The following is an 18,771-nucleotide window of genomic DNA, read 5'->3' on the forward strand; positions in this document are numbered from 1 at the left end:
CCACTGCGGCGGAGCCGGGGTGGGGACGCGGTCGGGGATCCGCGCTGTGGCGGCGAAGGCTCCGGCGTTCGCGGCCGCGATCAACGCTCCCTGCGCGACGACCGTCTTCGGGTCGTCGAGAGTCGCGATCGGACCCAAGGTGGCCAACTGCGTGTGCACCAGCGGAATCCGGCTGCTGCCGCCGGTCAGATACAACGCGGACAGGGCGCCGGGACCGGTCAGTCGGGCATCGGTGAACGTCGCCCGGGCCAGCGCGACCGCCTGGTCGAGAACCGGCCTGATCAGGTTGTCGAGTTCGCCGCGCGTCAGTGAGAGCGTCTCCTGCCCGACCGGCGTGGAGACGGTGACAGTCGCGGACGGCGCTTCCGACAGCAGTTCCTTCGCGCGGCGGGTGGACTCCTCGAGTCCGCGGAGCACGTGCACCGGCGCACCGCGGCGCAGGTAGTCGAGCAGTTCCGGATTGCGGTCGGCCAGTTCCGTGTCGATCCACCGGCGGATCAACGCGTCGAGGTTCTTGCCGCCGAGGCCGTTGTCCCCTCGGGCAGCGATCACCTCGAAGGCGCCCGCGGGTCCGGCGGTGAGGACGGCGACGTCGAGGGTGCCGCCACCGAAGTCGAACACGGCGATCGTCTGTCCGGTGGTGAGGGCGTTACCGCGGGTGTAGAAGTGCGCTGCGGCCCGCGGTTCCGAGATCGTGGTGACCCGGGTCCGATCGAATCCGATGGTGGCGGCTGCGTCGAGGAGCACCTGGATCTCGCGGGGGGACCAGGCCTCCGGGTGGGTGAGCACCAGTCGAGCAGGTGGACGCCCGGCGTGCGCCGTGGTCGCGCGCGTCACCACCGCGGACAGGATCGCCGCGACCGCGGCCGAGGGCGGAAGGTCGTATCCGTTGGCATGCAGCACGCCCTGCACGAGGGCACGTTTCGGGGACGGGATGAATCCACCCGGATTCGACTCCGACCGGTTCAGTGCGACCTCGCCGACGAGGATCGACTCAGGTGACTCGACGAACACCGCGGACGGCATCAGGTTGCCCTGATGGGTCAGCGGTACGGTGGCGACCGAACCGGTGGCGAGGTCGAGATGTGCAGCTGCCGTGTTCGACGTGCCGAAATCGACGCCCAACACCCATTCCCCGGACATGAGTCGTTCCCCTCGCGGCTCGGTCGGTGCCCGCGAGGGAGGCGGTTGACGCCCCGGGTCGCGGTGCCGCCCCGTGAGGGCGGCCGCAGCAAGCCCACCCGCTGCGCGGTCTGAATCCTGCCACGACACGTCGATGCCGCCGCCACCCGGCGTCCCGCCGATCGGCCCGACGCCGGACTCATCCCGTCGGCTGTGTCCGGCGGCCGATCGCGGCGTAGGTGCCGTGCAGCGCTGTCAGTGCGGAGTCCGCCGCCGCGGACATCGTGGACAGCGACTGCCGCTGCACCCACGCCAGTCGCTCCGCGGCGGCGACCCGAACCTCATCGGGTCCGGCAGTGGACGGGAGGCCGACGACGTCGGTGTCGCTGCGCGCGCGCAGGACTCGCGTCAACTCGTCGACGACGGGTGAGTCGTGGTCCACGTCGAGCATCGCGCGCAGACACCCGAACAGCACCACCTCGTTCATCGCGGGATCGCGGCGGGCGGCGCCGACGATCGCGCGGATGTGATCGCGCGCGGGATGTTGGAAGGCGAGGGTGTCGAGTTCGGTGAGGATCCGGCCTGCGCGCTGGATCGCTGCGAACCGCGCCAGCGACGTGTGCAGTTCGTGCCGGAACCGTTCGACACCGGACACGGTCGCCAGCCACCGGTTCAGGGTGTGCGCACCACCCTGGGCGACGGTACGGGCGTGGACGAGGCCGTACTCGCCGACGAGGTCCAGCAGTCGGTCCCGGACCGCCGCGTCGAGCGGGGGCGCGGGGGAGTCGGAGTCGAGGCGCTCGATCAGTGCGAACGGTTCCCAACCGGCGAGCGACGCCAACGCCCGCGCGTCGGTTTCGGTGAGCTGCCCGGTGAGAGCGGTTTCGGCGAGGAGTCCGGCGATCGGCAGGACCGTCCCGACCGTGTCGGAGAGTTCGGCGGCCATCGGTGCGGAGTGCTCGGCGGCGTACGCGATCGGATCACGCTGTCCGAGTGGTCCTTCCCCGAACCCGTCCGCGCGAGAGAGCACGCCGAGTGTGTTCAGCGGGGTGAAGTCGAGTTGGCGGAGGAATTCGAGTTCGTCCGCACGGGGGACGGAGTCGAACAGGAACACCGCCGCGTCGGCGTTCACCGAGGCGGTGCGCGTCTGCTCGAATCCGTCGATCAGCGCGCGCCGCGTCGCCGTCTCGTTCTCCGTGGTCAGTGTCGCGAGACCCGGGGTGTCGATGAGGGTCAGGCCGCGAATCGCCTGCGAGGGAAGCCACCGTTCGATGTACGCGACCTCCGTTGCGGGGCAACCGAGGTCGACAGGCATGCCCGAATCGACGCGCAACGGCCGACGGGCGCCGTCCAGTCCGACGACCTCCGCCCGGGAGGGTGCGCCGTCGGTGTAGATCGCGACGACGTTCGTCGCCTCGAGGGCAGCGGTTTCGGCGACCGGCGCCCCGATCAGCGCGTTGACCAGTGTGGACTTCCCGGCCTTGAGTCGTCCCAGGATCACCACCCGCGGCGGTGACCACAGGATCGCGCCGATCCGATTCGCGTGCCCGGCCAGATCGCCGCCGAGTGCCGCGAGCGAGTGGAGGGACCGGTCCAGGACCGTGCGCACCGGGTCGAGCGCAGGAGTGGGAGCGGGCGGGGCGGCCGGAGGCCGACCGGCTGGATTCCACAGCGGTCCCGACGCGTTCCACTGCTGACCTGCGGGTCCCACGGGGTAGCCGTTCACGTGTCGGACCGCCCTTCGGTGGTCGCCGCGAGTCGGCCGATCAGGTTCTCGACCTCGGCGATCGTCGCGGTGACCGCGCGCACGTTCGTCGAGAGGCGTTTGACGGTCTGCTCCCGGGTGGCCTCGTCCAACCGCGCCGCGTCCTTCGCGTCGGTGATCCGTTGCTGGACCTGTGCGATCGTCGCAACCAGGTGCTCGCGATAGCGGATCACCACCTCCGGGCGTGCCGTGGACAGTGCCGCTTCGAGTAGGCGGGCGGTGCTGGTGCGGGCGGTTCCCAGGGTTTCCCGCAGCCATGTCAGGAGGTTCGTCTTCCCGCTGCGCAGCGCCTTGTAGCCAAGGTTGACGCCCACCCAGACGACGCCGGCGACGGCACCGACGCCGATCACCGCGCCGAGCATCGAGGTGCCGATCATGCCCATCGTCAGAATCGACGGGTCGAGCAGCCCTTGGCTTTTCGATGCGACCTGCCCCGTCCGCAGTTGCGGGTCGAGTCCGCCCAGGGTGCGTGACTGGATCTCCTCCCACTGCACGTCGGACCCGAACAGGGGAGTGACCGCGGCGCGCGTCTGATCGAGGAACCGCTGCACCGTCGCCGCCATCGCCGCTCGCAGTTCGGACTCGATCTGCGCGGTGAAATGTTGCGGGTTGCGGCGCAGCACCTGCACCCCGGACTTGTTGATCCGGTTCGTCCACGACTCGCGGATCTGCTCGAGCTGTTCGTCGAGGAAGGTGAGAGCGGACTGACGGGCCAGGGTGAGGTCGCGACCCAGGTAGTGCTCCCACTGACCGGAGTGGTCCTTGAGTTCCTGCAGGCGGTCGCGCTCGGCCGTCAGCTCCGGCAGTACCGCGGCCGAATTCTGCGCGATCGCCAGGTCTTCGGCGAACGTGGCGTGCACCTTTCGCAGTCCTTCCAGGGCCGTTCGGAGTCCGTCGACCGTGGGAAGGTTCTCGCCGAGGGCGAGACGAGCGCGGATGTGCCTGCGCAACTCGGCGATGCCGGACGACTCCTCACCGGCTGCGCGCGCCTCCGGGTCGGTGCGTTCGGCGGCTTCGACGGCGCGCAGACTCGACACCCCCACGACCGGGATGGGGCGTCGCAGGTGCTTCTGCAGCAGTCGCCGATTCTCGTCGACGATCGGCCGCCATCGCCGCAGGTTCTTGTCCGTCTTCGTCACAGCAACCACCACCGAGTCGACGGTGGCGGTGGCGTCCCGGAGGAATTCCATCTCCGGTGCCGTCAGCGGGGTCGTCGCGTCGCACGTGACGACGAGGACGCAGGCGCGTTGCGCGGTGCGCATCGCCAGCTGCGCATGGGACGGGTCGAGACCTCCGACTCCGGGAGTGTCGACGACGACGGCCCCACCGAACGTGTCGGCGCGGGTGGTGACCACGGCGCCGGTGGGCAGTGTTTCGGTGCCGCGGTCGACGACGCGGGCACCAGCGGTGCTCACCCAGTCCGCCAGCTCGCTCCGGTCAACGGCGCGGGGTTGCCCGGGGAACAGCAGTTCCACCGTCCCCGGGACGCGGCCGGGCGCCGGGGGTGCGAGGTGGACCGTCGCGGACGTACTCGACGCGACATCGACCGGGGATGCGTTTCGTTCGGCGACGAGGGCGTTGACCAGGGAGCTCTTCCCGCGTTTGACCTCGCCGACCACGACGATCGACTGCACCTGCAGTTCGGTCGAGGCCTTGCGTTCGGCGAGCTCGGCGACCGCGGTGTAGCCGCACTTGCGGAGGACTGTGCACGCCTTCGTCAGCGTCGCGGCGGCCGGATCCTCGGCCGACGTGGATACACCGGTACCGGCTGCTGACTCCACGACCATCCCCCGACCTGTCCGTACGTCCCCGGGCCACTTGGAGGGCCGCCACGAGAGGTTACCGAACGGCGAGTGCCGCGCCCTGCCACCCCGGCACGGGCGGCCGCGGGGAGAAGCCGCCGTCGTCAGGCGATGGAAATCGTCGGGAACTTTCCGGATCCCAAGCGCCTCCAAGAATGTGAACGAACACCCGACCCCGGACGCTCGACGCGACCAGGTGAGGTGAACGCGGTGCCCCGAGCACCCGACCGAAGGGAACTGAGGAACAGATGCGTGCGACAAAGCTCGCCCCGATCGCCGCCGCGGCAATCGCGGCAGCGCTGGTGTTGACGGGGTGCGGTGGCGGAACGACCACCGGTCAGGCAGTCAAGTCCGGAGGCGACACCGAGACGGTCGACCCGGCGTCCCTCGACACCGGCACCTTCCCCACCACGCCCCGCCCACCGTTCACCACCGTCGGCGACGAATTCCTCGGACGATCCGTCGAAGGCCAGCGGATGGCCGAGTTCGTCGTCCTTCCCCCCGAGGTCGACCCGACTCTCACGGAGTCGGCGTCGATGTCCACCTACGTCATCAAGGACGGCAAGTCCCTCGGTATCCTCCTGCCGGGCCCGACACCGCAGGTCGCAGCCGACAACGGCATGCTCGTCGGATTCAGTACGGCAAGGTCGACCCCCGGCAAGGCCAACGACAGCTCCCTTGTTCACGCCGTCCTTCGCTTCCCCGACGCGGCTGCCGCGACGAAAGCAGCGAACGCGATGCACCAATCGGTCCTCGGCTACGACTTCGGGAACGGATTGCCCGCCGTCGGGAAGGTCAACGCACTCCCTCAGGCGCTCGCCAGCACGTCGGAATCCGGCGGGGTCTTCAGCGCGAACGCCTTCACTCCGCACAACGAGTACGTCATCTACACCTACGCGAGTGCCCCTGTCGCGCAGAAGAACTGGGCCGCCGACGTCATCGCCAAGGCGTACGAACTCCAGGCTCCGATGATCGAGAAGTTCCCGGCAACCGATCCCGCGAACTACGCGAACCTCGAGATCGACGTCGACGGCGTCCTGCGATACACGCTGCCGACGGAAGGCAGCCAGTCCACCAGCAGCCTCGCCGTGTACGGCTCGCGCGGCGCCGCGCACAGTTCGACCAACGCTCTCGCCAACCTCGAGAACTTCACGCGGACGGGCACCACTCACCAAGCGGTGGACGCCACCAACGTGTATCTCTCCGAGACCGAGGAAGGATCGCAGCAACTCAGGGACGCGTTCCTCGCGGAGATGAAGACGGAAAACGACATGGCCGAGGACGCCGCACCGCCGAACGTCCCCGGCGCCGCCTGCCTCAGTGCGAAGACGTACAGCGGAACCGAGTACTACTGCCTCGTGCAGTTCGGTAAGCGGCTCGGTGAACTCGGTGGACTCGACAACCTGCCGGAGTTGCACCAGATGGCCGCCGCGCAGTACCTGATCCTTCAGGCTGCCGAAGACTGACGCAGCCGACCGCTGAACGGGCGGTTCCCGGGACGAATGTCGAGTACGCGTCCCGGGAACCGCCCGTTGTCGTCACGCCCGCCGCCGAGTCGCCGACGTGGGCGGCCCGGACGGGCCGCCGGCACGATCGTGGTCGCTCGACGTCGGTGAAACATCATGTTGGACAGCTGAAGTGAAAACCGGGCCGAGAAACGTCTGCAGGTAGGCCGACAGGGCATCCCGATCATCGACATCGACCGCGGCTCCCGGCGTCCCCACCAGGGAGACGAGCATCCGGATGAGCCATTCTGCCGCGCCGGGCAGGTCGAGATCTTCGCGTGCCAGACCGCGCTGCTGGGCGTCACGCAGTCGGTCCACCCAGAAGTCGGACAGCTGGGCGACCACGTCGTGGGAGTAGGTGCCCATGATCTCGGCATACTCGTGGGGTTCCCGGGCGGCCAGTTCAACGGCCAGTGGCCCCAGCGGGTTCTGTCTCGACAGCACGACTGCCTCGGTCAGCATGCCGGACACGCTGTCCTGTTTCGCGATCCGATCGCGTGCGTCCTCCCAGAAGTCCGCTCCCCGGCGGATCAGTGCCGCCGACAGCAGTGTCGACTTGTCGGAGAAGAATCGGTACAGGTAGGCGCGGCTGACATTCGCTTCCTGGGCCACGGCGCGGACGGTGGTGCGGCGGATACCGTCGCGTGCCAGACAGAGTTCGGCGGCGTCGAGGATGCGCTCGCGTACGTCGTTGGAGGCGGGTGTCATTGCCGCTCGATCATAGGTCGTCGGGTCGTTCGGGGAACTTCTCTTGTAAACACTTGTACCGAAGTGTCTACAAAGTACTACGTTCATCCACCATGACCGGCCGTGCAGAGGCCCGGTCGCCGACCGAGGCGACGTCGTGTCGACCGGTGAGGGCTACGGAGGACCTATGGGATTCCTGCTACCTGTGGAACCGGACATCGATGCGGACGAGTTGCGCCGCGGCAGCCGACCCACCCAGATGCGCATCCTCTCGGAGAACTACCTGTCGCAAGGCTTCGGGACACCCGATGTGGTGTACGTCGGCTATCTCGTGAAGATCGCGCTGTTCGTCCTCGGCGCGGCAGCGTTCGCGTTGACGACGCCCGGGGTGGACGGACTGCTCGAAGTCGGTGAGTGGTGGGCCCTGCCGGTCGTGTGGCAGAAGGTCGTGCTCTGGTGCATCCTCTTCGAGGTCACCGGCCTGGGCTGCGGGTTCGGGCCCCTGAACCTGCGCTTCCTGCCGCCACTGGGCTCGTTCCTCTACTGGTTCCGCCGGGGAACCATCCGGATGCCGCCGTGGCCGCGGCGAGTTCCGCTCACCTCCGGGCACCGGCGCGGCGTCGTCGACATCGCGGCGTACGCCGCGCTGCTCGTCTCGCTGGTGGTGGCGTTGGTGTCCGCGACCGCTGCCGGGACGGTTCAGCTGCCGTGGCAGAAGGTGGCCGTTGTCCTGGCGCTACTCGCGGTCATCGGTCTTCGGGACCGGACGATCTTCCTGGCTGCCCGCGCGGAGGTCTACGGCGCGATTGCCGTGACCTTCCTCGTGCCGTTCCCCGATTCCATCGTGGCCGCCAAGTTCGTCCTGCTGTGCATCTGGTGGGGCGCGGCGGTCTCGAAGCTCAACGTGCACTTCCCGTCGGTGGTGCAGGCGATGGAGGCGAACAGCCCGCTGTGGAGAACGAAACGCATCAAGCACCTCTTCACCAAGTCGTACCCCGATGACCTGCGCCCGTCCGGGCTCTCGAAGCTGCTCGCCCACGGCGGAACCGCGATCGAGTTCATCGTCCCGCTCGTGCTGATCCTCTCCGGCGGCGGCACCGTCACGACGGTGGCAGCGATCGTGATGATCCTGTTCCACCTGCACATCATCGTGACGATCCCGATGGGAACGCCGCTCGAGTGGAACGTCTTCATGATCTTCGCCGTGCTGACGCTGTTCGTGGACAAGGCATCCCTGGGGCTCGGTGATCTCGTGCATCCCGCGGTCCTGCTGATCCCGGCCGTCAGCTTCCTCCTGGTGATCCTCGGAAACCTGTTCCCCGAAAGGATCTGCTTCCTGTTCGGGATGCGGTACTACGCCGGGAACTGGGACACCACAGTGTGGTGCCTCTCGCCGAGCGGCGAGCAGAAGCTGACCGACGGCACGATCCGCTTCGCGATGCTGCCGCACCGCCAGTTGGAGAAGGTCTACGGCGGAGAGGACGAGGCCCGGGCCACGAGACTCACAGGCTTCGCGTTCCGCGCGGTCCACACGCACGGTCGTGCACATGCCGCTCTGCTGCCCCGACTCCTGGCCGACCGACCCACGACGGAGTACGTCGAACTCGACGGCGAGACGGTGGCCGGTGTCCTGCTCGGCTGGAACTTCGGTGACGGACACCTGCATTCCGAGCAGCTCATGGAGACGCTCCAGGACCTGTGTGCCTTCGAGCCGGGTGAATTGCGGGTGCTGGTCCTGGATGCCCAGCCGATCCACAGGCAGACCCAGGCCTACCGGTTGCTGGACGCTGCCACAGGCGAATTCGAGCGCGGCACGGTGCGGGTCGCGGACATGGTCAACCGCCAACCGTGGGCCGACGACATGCCGGTGACGGTGAGCGACGACGCGCGGGCGCGCTGACATGGCGAACGGGCGGATCGCAGTCGTGGTCGGGTCCGGCCCCAATGGGCTGGCCGCCGCCGTCCGGTTGGCCGGGCACGGGGTGAAGGTGACGGTGCTGGAGGCTGCCGAGAGTCCGGGCGGAGGCGCGCGCACCGGCGAACTGACGGTGCCCGGCCTGCTGCACGACGTCTGTTCCGCGGTGCACCCGTTCGGGATCGCCTCGCCGTACCTGGCGACCCTGCCGCTCGCCGAACACGGACTGCGGTGGCGGTGGCCCGAGATCGACCTCGTCCACCCTCTGCTGGACGGGTCGGCCGGCGTGCTGGCAGGCGATGTGGATCGCACGGCAGCCGGACTGGGTGTGGACTCGGATGCCTGGCGCCGGGTCTTCGGGCCGCTTGCGCGCACCTTCGACACGCTTGCCCCCGACGTGCTCGGTCCGCTCCTGCGAGTGCCCCGGCACCCGATCACGTTGGCCAGGTTCGGACTCCGGGCCGGGCTCCCGGCCACCGTCCTGGCCAAGGCCTTCCGCACACCACAGGCCCGGGCTCTGTTCCTGGGGTGTGCGGCACACCTGTTCCAACCGCTGAACCGTCCGCTGTCGGCGTCGGTGGGCGTGATGTTGGTGGCGGCCGGACATCGCCACGGATGGCCGGTCGCCGAGGGCGGCTCGCAGGCGATCACATCGGCGCTGGTCTCCCTCCTGCGCGAGCGCGGTGGGGAGATCGAGTTGGGCGCTCCGGTCCGGTCTTTCGCCGATCTGCCTGCCGCCGACGTCACGCTGTTCGACACGACTCCGCAGGCGGCAGCCGAGATCCTGGGTGAGCGCCTCGGCGGGCGCCGCGGGCGCCGGTACCGGTCCTACAAGTTCGGCCCGGCCGCCTTCAAGGTGGACCTGGCCGTGCGCGAGGGGATCCCGTGGACCAGTGAATCCGCGCGCCGTTCCGGGACGGTCCACCTCGGCGGCACGGCCGGTGAGGTGGCGGCGGCGGAGGCCGCGATCGTCGCCGGCCGAATGCCGGAGCGGCCCTTCGTCCTCGTCGGGCAGCAGTACCTGGCCGACCCGACCCGATCGGTCGAGGACGTGCATCCGATCTGGGTGTATGCGCACGTCCCGCCCGGCTACGACGGGGACGCGACCGAGGTCGTGTTGGACCAGATCGAGGCCTACGCGCCGGGTTTCCGCGGCCGGGTCGTCGCGGTGCATGCCACCGGTCCCGCGGAGTACGAGCGTTACAACGCGAACTACGTCGGGGGCGACATCGGGGGAGGGGCGAACATGCCTCTCCAGATGGTCGGGCGACCGGGATTCGGGCTCGACCCGTACGCGACCGGGGTGGACGGCATGTTCCTGTGCTCGGCCTCCACGCCTCCCGGTGCGGGTGTGCACGGCATGTGCGGGGCAGGCGCTGCCGCCAGCGCGTTGCGCAGTCTGGGCGTCGACGTGCAGCGGATCGGGCGGCGAACCACCTGACGTGCCTGGGACGACGGGCCTCCGGAGTGGCCTGGTTCAGCGCAACGGGGGCGACTCGCTCAACGTGCGCCCGGTGACGAACCGCCGCGGCATCCCGGTCAGCGGATCGGTGAATTCCAGTTCCCGCGCCAGCAATTGGAGTGGGAGGCGGTGATCGTCGGGTGCCTCTGGCAGCAGGTCGGGATAGAGACGATCGCCGAGGATCCCGACGCCGAGTGCCGCCAGATGCACCCGCAACTGGTGCATCCGCCCGGTATGTGGACGCAGGACCATGTGCACCACCTCGCGACCGGAAGCGTTGATGCCCGTCCGATGAACCTCGATCGCCGTCTCGGCGTTGGGTTCCCGGTCGTCATCGACTCCGACCCGGAACTTGCCGCGACGCGACACGATGTGGTTCCGATAGACGACGGGCAGGGCGCGTCCGTCGAGGGTCGGTGCGGCCGGATCCCATTCGGGAGGTAGCGCCGACACCGCCTCGTAGACCTTCGTGACCAGTCGCTGCTCGAACAACGACTGGTAGGTGCCGCGCGTCTCGGGTCGGGCCGAGAACATCACGACGCCCGCGGTCGCGCGGTCGAGTCGATGGATCGGTGTCAGGTCTGGATTGTCGAGCCGGACCCTCAACCGGACGAGCGCGGACTCGTGCAGGTATCGCCCACCCGGGGTGGTCGGGAGGAAGTGCGGCTTGTCGACCACGACGAGGTCGTCGTCGGTGTGGAGGATCTGCTCCTGGAACGGAACCGGCTCTTCCGCAGGCAGTTCGCGGTAGTACCAGACGAAGGTGTGCGTACCGAGCGCGGCGGCGGGATCGATCGAACGGCCGTCGGCGCCCACGACCTCGCCGGCGTCGAACCGCCGTCTCAGGTCGTCGGCCGCCAGGTGGTCGAACCGCTCGGCGACGTACTCGGCGATCGTCGCCCACGGCCCGGACGCCGGGACGCGTAGCCGCGTCGGTCCGACCCCGTTCCTGACGGGTAGCGGGGCGGGCATCGGCACGCAGCCATCATCCCACCGACGACGAACGGGCGGTTCCGGGGACGGACGTCGAGTACGTGTCCCGGGGAACCGCCCGTTCGGTCTACCTGAGTCAGTCGACAGTCGACACGGACCGATTCCGCCACCAGGTCCAGGCAGCGGTGACGATGATCGCGCCTCCGAACGAACCGATGATGCCGCTCGGACGGAGTTCCAGACCGTCACCCGCGAGCAGACTGATCAGCAGGCCCCCGACGAACGAGCCGCCGACGCCCGCCACGAACGCCAGGGTCCAGTCGACTCCGGACTTCGATTTGCCCAGGAGGAACTGGGCGCCGGCGCCGATGAGCAGTCCGAACAGGATCATCCCGATGATCAACATGGCGGGAGTATATGGCTCGGACACCGTCGGGGCCGGTTGTCGTCGAGTCGGGCGTGCTACCCGTGTCGCGCCACGTCCTCGCACAGGATGCTCGGCCAGCGGGCGAGATCCGCGGGCGTGTGCGCCACCGCGAGGGTGGCCTTCGGCATCAGGTCGACGAGTGCCTCGGCGGTGGACACGGGATGGCCGGGGTCGTCGATCCAGGCCAGCACCGTGGTCGGCACGCCGATCGCGGCGATCGCGTCCGGTGCGGGCAGGTCGCTGAGGGCGGCCCCTCGGAACAGGGACGGAAGCAGGCGTTCGGTGACGTCCGGCCCGGTCTCGGGCGTCCCCACGGTCGCCGGCGGCCGCGGGGCGGCGAGGTCCGCGACGAGGAACGCGTCCAGCCCCTGCTCCTCGATCAGCGTGGCATTGCGCCGGTAGATCGCGGCCTTGGCGACGCGGGTCTCCCAGGCGGTCGCGGGCACCAGCAGAGTGAGGCCGACGAACCGGTCCGGATCACGCACGGCCGCGTGCAGCAGGGTCCCTGTGCCCATCGACGGGCCGACGCCGTGGACCTGCTCACCGGGGAACCAGTGGTCGAGCAGCCGCAGCAGGTCGTCGGCCAGTACCGGCCAGCGGTAGTCCTCGGGGACCTCGCGTCCCGTCGAATGGCCGTGCCCGCGAGCGTCGTAGCGCAGCAGTCGGGTGCCGTTGAGTCCGCGCCCGAGATCGAGGTCCATCAGGCGGTCGCGGTGGCGGCTGGAGGTGAGGCCGTGGAGTTGGACGACCGGGTGGCCGCCCTCGTCGCTCAGCTCCACGTCGAGCTCGGCACCCGGAACACTGAAGGTGGGCACGGTACCTCCCGGGTTGTCGTGAAAGCGGCCTGGCTCGTGAAGGCTGGTTGGCTCGTGGAAAGCGCCTAGGATAGCGCCATGCGGCTGACCAACGTCGCGCACCTGCGCCTGCCGTTCGGCCGACTGCTGGGCTACGACGTGAACGTCGGAGCGCCGGGCCGATCGCTCCCTGTCTCGTTCGACCAAGGACGTCACGTCGCAGCCGGAGACCGTGCCGGATCCTGGATGGCGTTGTCGTTCAGGCTTTCCCGACCGGTACCGCTCGACGAACTCGCGACCGCGTGGCTGGCGGTGATCGCGCGGCACGGCACGCTGAGATCGGTGTTCGTGCCGGGCGAGGACGGCGAGCCGCGGCTGCACGAGGTCGAGATCCTCCCCGGAGAGTGGGCCCTGCACTCGATCGCCCCCGGGCAAGCCGTCAACGACGCGCTGCGTGAGGTGCTCGACCTCGCGTGCTCGCCGTACAGCAGGCCCTCGCATCGATTGTGTGTACTCGAGACCGCTGTGGGGCCGACTGTGGTTGTCGCCGCGGACCATTCGCACGTCGACATGTGGTCGATGCTGGTGATCGCACGCGACCTGCTGACCGCACTGGCCGAGGTGCAGGACGGTCGAGCGCCGTCGTTGCCGCCCACGCCCGCCTTCGCCGAGCACACCCGTGCGCTGCGGGACCGACCGGCGGCGCCCCCCGAGGTGCACCGCCGCTGGGCCGAGGTGCTGGCGGCGAGTGGCGACGTGATGCCGCGGTTCCCGCTGCCGCTCGGCCCGGCGACGTTGCAGCAGGAGCGGGTCGAGGTGCGCGACGTTCTCGACGTCGACGACACCGCCGCGTTCTCCGCCCAGGCCCGTGAGGAGGGGGTCTCGACCCTCGCGCTGGTGGTGGCCGCGATGACCGAGGTGACGCGATCGCTCGCGGGCGCTCCGCTGCGCGCGGTGTTTCCGGTGCACAGCCGGTACGACTCCACCTGGCACGACTCGGTCGGCTGGTTCATCACCAACTCGGTGTTGGAGTCGACCGACGCCGATCCCCGGGCCAGCGCGGAGGCGGTGAAGGAGGCCGTCCGGATGGGATCCTGGCCGTTGGAGGACATCCTCCATCCGTGGGGCGGGATGCCCGAGGTTCCGGGGATGTTCGCGATCTCGTGGCTGGACCTGCGCCGGTTGCCGGTGCGGGTCGATGCGACCGGTCTCGAGGCGCAGTACGTCGGCGCATCGATCCGGACCGACGGCGTGATGCTCTGGTTCATCCTCGACGAGTCCGGTCTGCACCTGCGGTGTCGCTATCCCGACACCGCCGAGGCCCGGCGGCACGTCGGTGCCTGGCTGGACACGCTGATCTTCCACCTGCGCTCGCGGGCAAGGGAATCCGTCGGTGGACGGCTCCGGCTCGGGGACCGGACCTATCGGGTGCAGCGTGCCGGACGGACCGATGTCCCCGCGCTTGTCGTACTGCTGTCCGATGACGAGATCAGCCGCCCACGCGAGGGTGCGGAGCTCGCCCGGTACGAGGAGGCGTTCGACGCCATCGGCCGCGACTCGTCGCACTACCTGGCGGTGGTGCGGGACGAGGACGACCGGGTCGTCGGCACCATGCAGCTGACCATCCTCCCCGGACTGTCTCGGGGCGGAACCACCCGACTGCAGGTCGAGGGGGTCCGGGTTCTGGCCTCCGAGCGTTCCCGCGGAATCGGAACCGCGATGCTCGAGTGGGCGCACGAGCACGGTCGGCACCGCGGCGCGACCCTCGCGCAGGTCACGACCGACCGGGAGCGCGAGCGGGCGCACACGTTCTATGCGCGCCTCGGCTACGGGAACAGTCACGTCGGGCTCAAACGCACACTCTGACGCCGCCTGTCGTCGTACCGGCACGGCAGCGGCGCGATATTCTGCTGCCCTCAGCAGTGGTGTTTGTTCGTGCCGATGCGGGAAACCGCTGTAGCCGTCGAGGTGGTGCTGCGATGATCGAAGACTCGCTCACGGACGATGCCGATCGACTGTCCGGTCGGCGCGGTCTGCTCGCCGTGCTGCTCGCGATGGCGATGTTCGTCCTGGTTGTCGACACGTCGCTGATGAACGTGTCGATCTCGGCGGTGGTGCGGGACCTCGACACCACCGTCAGCGGTGTGCAGTCTGCGATCGCCCTCGAAGCGTTGGTGTCGGCTGCCTTCATCCTGATCGGCAGCAAGGTCGGTGATCTGATCGGGCGCAGGCGCGCCTATGTGCTCGGCCTGCTCGGCTACGCAACCGGTGCGGCGGCGATGACATTCGCCCAGAGCCTGACGGCGGTGATCGTCCTGTGGGCCGTGATCGGCGGAATCGGGGCGTCCCTGCTCCTGCCCGCCATGCAGTCGCTCGTCCACGGGAACTTTCACGGCGCTGCGCAGAAGAAGGTCTACGCACTGGTCGGTGCCGCGGCGGCCATCGCGGCCGCCGTCGGCCCACTGCTCGGTGGCTTCGTCACCACCTACCTGTCGTGGCGGGTCGGCTTCGCACTCGAAGTGGTGATCATCGCCGTCGTCCTGTCCGGGATCGGCCTCGTCAAGGATGTGCCCTACACCGGTTCACGCGGTGTGGACGGCGTGGGTGCCGCGCTGTCGGTCGTCGGCATGGGCGGCATCGTGCTCGGAATCCTGGTGTGGCAGGAGGGTGGCGAAGCGGTGGCCGCGCTCGTCGTGGCCGGGGTGGCCGCACTGATCGGATTGACCTATTGGTTGAATCGCAGAAAGCGGCGCGCTGAACCCACCCTGATGGATCCGGATCTGTTCCGGTCCAAGGTGTTCCGCCTCGGGGTCTCGCAACAGATGCTTCAGCAGATCGCACTCGGCGGCATCATGATCGCCTTGCCGATCTACCTGCAGATGGTGCTCGAGTACAACGCGATGCAGGCGGGCCTGTCGCTCGCACCGCTGTCGCTGAGCATGTTCGCGGTCGCACTGCTGGCAGGAAAGAAGGCCGGGGATCGTCCACCTGCGGGCATCATTCGGTGGGGTTTCGCGTTCGTCACCGTCGGCATCGCGGTACTCGTACCGCTCGTGCCGCGGGCCGAGTTCGGATGGGCGTTGCTGGTGCCTCTCGTCGTCACCGGTGCGGGGCTCGGCCTTCTGGTCTCCCAGCTCAACGACTACACACTCGCGCCGATCTCGGAAGAACGTGTCAGCGAGGCGGCGGGGACCAACTCCGCGGCCGGATCGTTCGGACTGTCGTTCGGGTTGGCGTTCGCGGGTGCCGTCATGCTGGCGACACTGTCGATCGCCTTCACGACGATGGCGCAGTCGAGCACGGTTCTCCCACCCGACGAGCAGACTCAGGTCGCGCAGGTCCTCGAGGAGGACGCCGAGGTCATGAGCAACACCGAACTCGAGGCACTCCTCGTCGGGCAGCCGCCCGAGATCCGTGACGAGATCGTCCGCATCAACACCGAGGCGCGGCCACTGGCATTGCAGGTGGCGCTGCTCGTACCGCTCCTGGCCGGGCTGCTCGGACTACTCAACTCGTTCCGCATGAGACGAGAACCGGACGCGGCGAGTTCGACCTGAGCCGATGCTCTCGGCGGTCACGGCACCCAGAAGGTGGCCGCGCCCGGAGTGATCACGCCGCCCGCTGTGGAGAGAACCGCGACGGCGACCTGCCCGGTCCCGGTGTGCACGGCCGCCGCCGCCGGGATGCCGTTCAGTCCGTCGGACAACTGGGTGACGCCACTGGCGCCGGTGGACAGGTTCATCCAGCGCACCTCGGCGGACAGCAGGCAACCCCAGCGGCCGGCTTTGCCGCCGGTGATCGTCATGGTGCCCGGCTGGTTCCCGACCTCGGCGACGCAGCGGACCGACGGTGCGTCGAAGCTCCCGTTGGGGTTTCCGTACGGTGCGGGGTCGATCTGGAACGGAATGGTCGCGGCTGCGGCGACAGCGCCGGCCGAGGTCAGGAAGAGAGCGACCGCTGTGCCCGCGGAGATGGCGAGTCTGCGAACGAGTTTCATCAAGGTGACCTCCTGCAGTGCGTTCGTGTCCCGGCGCGTCTCGACCAGTGTGCCCCGGCATCGTCGAAGGAGGACAGGCTTGCACGTCGGCGGGCGTGTTGGGGTGTTCGCCGTTAGGGTGCTCGCATGGCCGACCACACTTTCCTGGTCGAACGTTCCTCGACGATCGCCGCAGGTCCCGAGGTCGTGTTCGATCTGATCGACGACTTCCACCGGTGGACGCAGTGGTCGCCGTGGGAGGGCCTAGACCCGGACATGAGCCGCACGTACTCCGGCGCCGACCGGGGGTCGGCGCGTCCTACGCCTGGAGTGGCAACCGCAAGGCCGGATCGGGATCGATGGCGATCACCGAGTCGGTGCCGAACCGGAAGGTGAAGCTGGACCTGGCTTTCCTCAAACCGTTCAAGGCGCAGAACGTCACCACGTTCCTGCTCGAGCCGGCCGCATCCGGGACCACGGTCCGGTGGCAGATGGCAGGGAAGCAGTCCTGGTTCTTCAAGGTCTTCGGGTTCGTGTTCAGCATGGACAAGATGGTCGGTAAGGACTTCGAGAAGGGCCTCGCCACCTTGAAGGCCGTCGCCGAGGCCAAGTGAGGCGCAGCGGCGGAGCCGCCTAGACGAGGTAGGGAACCAGGGCCTTGCGATCGGTGGGGTAGTCGACGAACTTCTCCTGGTACCACTGGTGGGTAGCCAGCGCCCGGGGGATCAGGTTGCCCGCGGTGATGAGCAGGATGACCACGCCGGGCAGCGCCCAGGTCAGCAGCGCGAAGCCGGACCACGCGATCAGCTCTCCGAGATAGGCGGGGCTGGTGACGAAGCGGAACCCGCCGCCGAACGGGACGCGGTACTCGGCAGCGCCGGGGTTCTTCTTGTCGCGCAGGTTCCGCACGATCGATTCGGAGCTGAGCAACAGTGCGAAACCGAACAGGTAGATCGCGAGCCCGACGAGGAAGCGCGGATCCGTCAGCCATTCGGTGGTGTACCTGCCGAAGTAGTCGTTGCTGAACATGGCGCCGTTGAGGTAGCCGTGCATGGACGTGACCAGCATGCCCATCACGATCACCGAGACGTTGAAGGTGCTGCGTTTGCCGGGGACCTGGCGGATCGCGAGGGGGAAGTACCAGCCGCGGTTCGCGTAGTGCAGCAGCCAGATTCCGGCGAGCGCCAGGGACGCGGGCTCGAACCGGTTCGGTCCGGCGAGGTAGAAGCCGAGGAACACCACCGTCGCCGGGATCTCCATCAACCACCAGCCCAGCTTGGGGTTGAGGTTGAATCCGAGGTTCGTGGAGGAGAAGCGGCCGTAGGAACTCTGCGCGAAGAAGCCGCCGATGATCACGAATGCGGTGAACGCGAATGCGGCCGTCAGGACCGTGTCGTAGACGGTGTTTCCGGTGTACCAGTGCATCGAGATCCTTCGGTGGGCAAGCGGCCACACGGCCGGCGGCGTCGCGGTACCTCCAGCAGTCGGCCCGCAGTTCTGCAACGTGTTCTACCACGTGCGATGGGGAACGAGGCGCGAATTGGTTAACTGATTGACGCCGGGTGCACGCGCACCCGCCCCTGGCTCCGCAGGCACTTCGCCGCGACGGTGTCCAGCGCGGGTATCGACGAGATTCCGGTGATGCAAAAAAGACGCTTGCCCGACTATCGGTGATTCATCTGAAAGGATCGGCCATTGTCGAAAATGTGCATCGCAGCCGATTCGCAGCGTCCCTTCATTTCATTTCCATTTTTGCTCTGGCTCCGATGCGGCGCCGCGGCGCGGGCGCAGATCTTGCGAATCCGCCCCCGCGCCGGGTGAGTGAATCGCAGCGCCTGCCGCACTCAGCCCTTCGTGATCGACTCGATCAGCGACGCGAGGTCGGCGAGATCGACGCCAAAGATGCTGGGGCCGTTGTCCACCACCCCGTTGACATTCGAGTTGGCGCAGGACATGCCGTTCTCGTTCTGGCTTTCACCGGCTTCGTCACAAAAGACGGAGCCGGTTCCGGTCTGCGTATCCGCCGAGGCGACGCCGGCTGCGGGCAACATCAGAATTCCCGCGGTGGCAATCATCAGATTCGCGGCAAAGCGGCGATTCATTATCATTCTCCTAGGTGGTCGCGTTCGGGTTGACAGTCGGAATCGACTGCTGAGTCGTGGACGCTATCGCACCACTGCGTGGTCCACAGAAGAATGTGCAGATTATCCGAATGCTTTTAGCGTTGCTTTCGAATTGATTGTGCCGGGAATGATTGTCGCCACCGGTGCGGAGTCGGCCGTGAATCTGCATCGGGGACTGGCGTCGAGGGCGAGCACGGCGCCGACTGGATGTCGGTGGCGGCCCCCCTGCCCAGGAGGGGGGTGGGCAGGAGGGCCTGAGT

15 protein-coding genes and 1 pseudogene are annotated in these 18,771 nt (G+C 68.4%); 6 read left to right on the forward strand and 10 right to left on the reverse strand.

Going from position 1 to position 18,771, the window contains the following annotated elements; translation table 11 throughout:
• From FFS72_RS25440 to FFS72_RS25450, 3 genes are all read right to left on the reverse strand, one after another.
• Positions 1 to 1,143, reverse strand: a 1,143-nt coding sequence (locus tag FFS72_RS25440; RefSeq protein ID WP_137876555.1) for an Hsp70 family protein, incomplete at its 3' end; no start/stop codon positions are given.
• A 178-nt stretch (positions 1,144 to 1,321) separates the two neighbouring features.
• The gene (locus FFS72_RS25445; protein ID WP_349304006.1) at positions 1,322 to 2,848 is read right to left on the reverse strand and encodes a GTPase; all 1,527 of its coding nucleotides are present in this window, start codon (positions 2,846 to 2,848) and stop codon (positions 1,322 to 1,324) included.
• A complete protein-coding gene (locus FFS72_RS25450) occupies positions 2,845 to 4,674 on the reverse strand; it encodes a dynamin family protein (RefSeq protein ID WP_137876556.1) in 1,830 nt (609 codons plus the stop codon). Before FFS72_RS25450 ends, FFS72_RS25445 begins: the two co-directional genes overlap by 4 nt.
• 263 nt (positions 4,675 to 4,937) lie before the next feature.
• Here FFS72_RS25450 and FFS72_RS25455 point away from each other — a divergent pair, with 263 nt between their 5' ends.
• The gene (locus FFS72_RS25455) at positions 4,938 to 6,155 is read left to right on the forward strand and encodes a DUF7373 family lipoprotein (protein WP_137876557.1); all 1,218 of its coding nucleotides are present in this window, start codon (positions 4,938 to 4,940) and stop codon (positions 6,153 to 6,155) included.
• A 72-nt stretch (positions 6,156 to 6,227) separates the two neighbouring features.
• Here the strand turns inward: FFS72_RS25455 and FFS72_RS25460 are convergent, their stop codons facing one another.
• The gene (locus FFS72_RS25460) at positions 6,228 to 6,902 is read right to left on the reverse strand and encodes a TetR/AcrR family transcriptional regulator (protein ID WP_171018829.1); all 675 of its coding nucleotides are present in this window, start codon (positions 6,900 to 6,902) and stop codon (positions 6,228 to 6,230) included.
• 166 nt (positions 6,903 to 7,068) lie between these two features.
• On the opposite strand from FFS72_RS25460, the gene FFS72_RS25465 reads away from it, so the two are divergent.
• On the forward strand, positions 7,069 to 8,781 hold the full coding sequence (locus FFS72_RS25465) for a DUF3556 domain-containing protein (protein WP_137876559.1): 1,713 nt from the start codon (positions 7,069 to 7,071) through the stop codon (positions 8,779 to 8,781).
• Between the two features lies 1 nt (position 8,782).
• On the forward strand, positions 8,783 to 10,237 hold the full coding sequence (locus tag FFS72_RS25470) for a phytoene desaturase family protein (RefSeq protein WP_137876560.1): 1,455 nt from the start codon (positions 8,783 to 8,785) through the stop codon (positions 10,235 to 10,237).
• Between the two features lie 36 nt (positions 10,238 to 10,273).
• Here FFS72_RS25470 and FFS72_RS25475 read toward each other — a convergent pair whose 3' ends face one another.
• The 3 genes from FFS72_RS25475 to FFS72_RS25485 all read right to left on the reverse strand — a co-directional run bounded on the left by FFS72_RS25475 (position 10,274) and on the right by FFS72_RS25485 (position 12,433).
• Positions 10,274 to 11,230 (reverse strand): pseudouridine synthase, encoded by a 957-nt coding sequence (locus FFS72_RS25475; RefSeq protein ID WP_137876569.1) that lies wholly within the window; start codon positions 11,228 to 11,230, stop codon positions 10,274 to 10,276.
• 97 nt (positions 11,231 to 11,327) lie between these two features.
• On the reverse strand, positions 11,328 to 11,597 hold the full coding sequence (locus FFS72_RS25480; protein WP_137876561.1) for a GlsB/YeaQ/YmgE family stress response membrane protein: 270 nt from the start codon (positions 11,595 to 11,597) through the stop codon (positions 11,328 to 11,330).
• Positions 11,598 to 11,653: 56 nt separating this feature from the next.
• Positions 11,654 to 12,433 carry an alpha/beta fold hydrolase gene (locus FFS72_RS25485; protein WP_137876562.1) on the reverse strand — a complete coding sequence of 260 codons (780 nt, stop codon included), beginning with the start codon at positions 12,431 to 12,433 and terminating at the stop codon, positions 11,654 to 11,656.
• Between the two features lie 78 nt (positions 12,434 to 12,511).
• Between FFS72_RS25485 and FFS72_RS25490 the strand changes: the two genes are divergently transcribed.
• Together FFS72_RS25490 and FFS72_RS25495 are read left to right on the forward strand one after the other, a co-directional pair.
• Positions 12,512 to 14,278 carry a GNAT family N-acetyltransferase gene (locus tag FFS72_RS25490; protein ID WP_137876563.1) on the forward strand — a complete coding sequence of 589 codons (1,767 nt, stop codon included), beginning with the start codon at positions 12,512 to 12,514 and terminating at the stop codon, positions 14,276 to 14,278.
• Positions 14,279 to 14,391: 113 nt separating this feature from the next.
• Positions 14,392 to 15,969, forward strand: coding sequence for an MFS transporter (locus tag FFS72_RS25495; protein WP_137876564.1), 1,578 nt, complete (start codon positions 14,392 to 14,394; stop codon positions 15,967 to 15,969).
• Positions 15,970 to 15,986: 17 nt separating this feature from the next.
• On the opposite strand, the gene FFS72_RS25500 is transcribed toward FFS72_RS25495, so the two are convergent.
• A complete protein-coding gene (locus tag FFS72_RS25500; RefSeq protein ID WP_137876565.1) occupies positions 15,987 to 16,409 on the reverse strand; it encodes a hypothetical protein in 423 nt (140 codons plus the stop codon).
• A gap of 126 nt (positions 16,410 to 16,535) precedes the next feature.
• On the opposite strand from FFS72_RS25500, the pseudogene FFS72_RS25505 reads away from it, so the two are divergent.
• Positions 16,536 to 17,002, forward strand: a pseudogene (locus FFS72_RS25505) (SRPBCC family protein).
• A 19-nt stretch (positions 17,003 to 17,021) separates the two neighbouring features.
• Here FFS72_RS25505 and FFS72_RS25510 read toward each other — a convergent pair.
• Both FFS72_RS25510 and FFS72_RS25515 read right to left on the reverse strand, forming a co-directional pair.
• Complete coding sequence (locus FFS72_RS25510; protein ID WP_137876566.1) at positions 17,022 to 17,813, reverse strand: phosphatidylethanolamine N-methyltransferase family domain-containing protein; 792 nt, start codon at positions 17,811 to 17,813, stop codon at positions 17,022 to 17,024.
• 419 nt (positions 17,814 to 18,232) lie between these two features.
• On the reverse strand, positions 18,233 to 18,490 hold the full coding sequence (locus tag FFS72_RS25515; RefSeq protein WP_137876567.1) for a hypothetical protein: 258 nt from the start codon (positions 18,488 to 18,490) through the stop codon (positions 18,233 to 18,235).
• Between the last annotated feature and the right edge of the window lie 281 nt (positions 18,491 to 18,771).

Origin of the sequence: Rhodococcus sp. Q (genome assembly GCF_005503035.1) — a bacterium.
Taxonomy (GTDB): Bacteria; Actinomycetota; Actinomycetes; order Mycobacteriales; family Mycobacteriaceae; genus Rhodococcus_G.